Raw genomic sequence first — 3,517 nt, 5'->3', positions numbered from 1 at the left:
TTGGTGTAGACCGTAATTGCCATAGCAGATGGCCTTTCTATCGTTCAGGATTCTTGATTTTGATGCTGCAATAGTGAGGAAGTCTTTCGCCGTTCACTAGTGTCGGGCTGATCTCCTAATACTACATCTAGTGATTGGAATTGGGTATAGCCACTACATGAGGTAATTACAATTATGTAGTTATCCACCGACATTCCACGGAGTTACCCACAGGGCCGCCTCCGAAAAGTGCCTGTTTCCGCGGCCGTTCGGCAAGTTATCCACAGCCCGCCCTCTCGCCATCTATTTGCCTGTGGAAACTCCTCCGGCGTGTCGTCGCCCGGGCGGGCAACGGACCTCCCCCAGCGCACCGCTCGCAAGCCAGCGCACCCCGCGGAAGCCAGCGCACCCTCCAGAAACCACAGCGCACCTCCCAGAAGCCAGCGCACCCAGCACCATGCGCCCCCTTCCCAAGCCTGCGCCAGCGCATCCGCCCGGCCAATCCAGCGCACCTCCCAGAATGCGCAGCGCACCCTCCGGAAGCCAGCGCACCCTCCGGAAACCACAGCGCACCTCCCAGAAGCCAGCGCACCCAGCACCATGTGCCCCCTTCCCGAACCTGCGCCAACGCATCCGCCCAGCCAATCCAGCGCACCTCCCAGAAACCACAGCGCACCTCCCAGAAGCCAGCGCACCCTCCGGATGCCGCCGAAGCGACGGGATTAGGCTCGCGGAATTCCGTGATCCGTCAGGAAATCGAAGAAGCGCCGCGGCGAATACGCAATTTCCCAGACCCACCGATCGAAACTGTTCGCACGCGTACGCAGCATGTCCTCACGCTTCTTTTCCTGGAACACGACCTCTCCCGGGTCGCGATCTGCCAGAACGATGCCACGCGTGTATTTGAGTTCACCGTCGAATTCGGCCATCTTGCGCACCCGTCGCCAGTAGAAGTCAACCCAGAAATCGCGACCGTCCACGCAAAAGTGCACCTGCAGCTCCGGCACCTCGAATCCCAGCTCATGAATCCGCACACGGCTCAGGCTTTCGCCCGGAGTCGCCGAGAGCGGGTTGGCGAACGCTATCGCCCGCTCTGCCTGGACGGCACCGGAGTGTGGGCGCCCTGCGGCAAGTTCGCCCAGGAGCACGTCCTTTGTCAGCGCAGCCACCGGTCGTATCCCCCGCTTTACCTCCGCCTCCATCCTCTCCGCGTCAACGCGCAGGGCGTGGTCCATCATGGTGACGCCAATCAGAAACGTGCTGCTGGCGGCGACGTCCACCAGAGTCCGCGCCAGGCTCGTGGCACGGCACCCCGCGAGCAACACAGTCTCAGTGCGAGACGCAGTCGCCTGATGACTGGTTGTGAAACGTGCCGTATTGCCCCCGCTCGCACGCGAGCTCAGCACATGCACTGCCTTCGGCCACGGACCGACGATCGGCAACCCGTGCAAAGACGCCGCCGACAGGTGGGAGAAGACGAGCGGCCGGCCGGCCGCCAGTGCTGTCGCGCGTACGAATGTGGCATATCGCCCGTCGAGGCTGGCGCTTCGCCACGTCTCCCCAATGGCGTAGATTCCGCGCCTTACCCTCACGAGCTCCCCACATCTCAGCAAGGTCTCGACCACGTGCGAATTCATGCCGGCCGCGCTCAGCGCCGCGCTGGGGATGAGTCCGTCCCGGCAGGTGTCCAGAACTTCCAGGCTTGAGATCATGCTCCACTGTCACCCCGATGACCCCGCCCTGGGAGGCCGTCCTCAAATCTGGGGATGGCCGCGGGTCACGACTCACCTGTGGACGACTGCCACGGCACAGATCCCCGACCAGCGAACCCTCGTGCAAACCGCGCAGGCCCCGGAAGGCCCGGCGCACCCACCAGAAACCAGCGCAGGCCCCGGAAGACCCAGCGCACCCTCCAGAAGGAACAACACACCATCCGGAAACAGGCGCACCCAGGAACATACGCCAACCTCCACAACCTGCGCCAACGCATCCGACCGGCCCACCACAGCGCACCCTCCGGAAACCAGCGCAGGCTCCGGAAGACCCGGCGCACCCTCCAGAAGGAACAACACACCATCCGGAAACCAGCGCACCCAGCGGAAGGAACGCCACGCCACCGGGAAACCCGTGCGCCGACACGCGGGCACGAACAAGGCCCCGGCGTCCGAAGACGACCGGGGCCCGTGCGGGAAACTGCTAGCGACCGCCCGCGCGGCGCTTGTTGTACACGTCGAACGCCACGGCGAACAGGAGCACGAGGCCCTTGACGGCCTGCTGCCACTCGATTCCGATTCCAAGAATCGACATACCGTTGTTCAGAACACCGATGATCAGACCACCGATGATGGCTCCGCCGATGGTGCCGACACCACCCGTGACCGCCGCGCCACCGATGAAGGCCGCCGAGATGGCTTCGAGCTCGAAGCCATCACCGGCCTTGGGACCGGCAAGGTTCAGCCGGGCCGTGAAGATGAGGCCGGCCAGGGCAGCGAGGATTCCCATGTTGACGAAGAGGTAGAAGTCCACCTTGCGGGTCTTGATGCCCGAGAGCTCCGCCGCATGGCGGTTGCCGCCGATGGCGTAGATGTGGCGGCCGAAGATCGTGCGGTTCATGATGACGCCGTAGATCAAGACAAGAACGGCGAGCACGATCAGGGTCACCGGGATGCCCTTGTAGGAGGCCAGCGCGAGTGCGAAGGATCCGATGGCTGCGGTGATCAGCACGAGCTTGAGCACGAACCAGATGATCGGCTCAACGTCCTGGCCGTACGCGGCACGAGCTACCCGAGCACGAACCTGCTGCACGATCAGCGCGAGGATCGCGATGACCGCGATGCCGAGGGTAAACGGGTCATAGGCGAATTCGCCGAACAGGTTCGTGAGGAACCCGTTACCGAGCGCGCGGTACTCCGCCGGGAACGAGCCGATGTTCGCGTTGCCGAGAACAGCGAGCGCCAGACCGCGGAAGATGAGCATGCCGGCCAGCGTGACGATGAACGCCGGGATGCCCACGTAGGCGATCCAGAAGCCCTGCCACATTCCGACCAGGGCGCCGATGCCGAGGGACAGGATGATGGACAGCCACCACGGGAGCCCCCACGTCACCGCGAACACGCCGGAGCAGGCGCCGACGAAGGCCGCAACCGATCCGACCGACAGGTCGATGTGGCCCGCGATGATCACCATAACCATGCCGACCGCCAGCACGAGGATGTACCCGTTCTGCACGATCAGGTTGGAGATGTTCTGCGGACGCAGCAGGATGCCATCGGTCAGGATGCTGAAGAGCACCACCACCACGATGAGGGCGATGAAGATGCCGTTCTTGCCCAGGTCCGCGAGGAGATGGGTGAGCCAGGACGCGGCTCTATTGGTGCTGGGGTTGGACTCGAAGCCCGGGGCCGTTTCGGTCGGCTGCTTGGTTTGGTTGCTCATGAGCGTTTCTCCTTTACCGCTGCGCCGACGCTAGCGGGCCTTTTCCATGGTCATGTGTTTGATGAGGAGCTCCGGGCTGGCATCCGCGATCGGGAACTCCCCC

Annotated in this window: 2 protein-coding genes; both read right to left on the bottom strand. The window is 63.7% G+C overall.

What is annotated here, in order from left to right; genetic code table 11:
* Positions 1 to 701: 701 nt before the first annotated feature.
* Complete coding sequence (locus tag JF66_RS16440; protein ID WP_035879719.1) at positions 702 to 1,691, bottom strand: hypothetical protein; 990 nt, start codon at positions 1,689 to 1,691, stop codon at positions 702 to 704.
* Between the two features lie 484 nt (positions 1,692 to 2,175).
* Complete coding sequence (mmsB, locus tag JF66_RS16435; RefSeq protein WP_035879718.1) at positions 2,176 to 3,414, bottom strand: multiple monosaccharide ABC transporter permease; 1,239 nt, start codon at positions 3,412 to 3,414, stop codon at positions 2,176 to 2,178.
* Between the last annotated feature and the right edge of the window lie 103 nt (positions 3,415 to 3,517).

It is taken from the genome of Cryobacterium sp. MLB-32 (assembly GCF_000738085.1).
GTDB lineage: Bacteria > Actinomycetota > Actinomycetes > Actinomycetales > Microbacteriaceae > Cryobacterium.
Note: the sequence above shows the minus strand (reverse complement) of the source record. Positions and strands in the feature narration are given on the sequence as shown.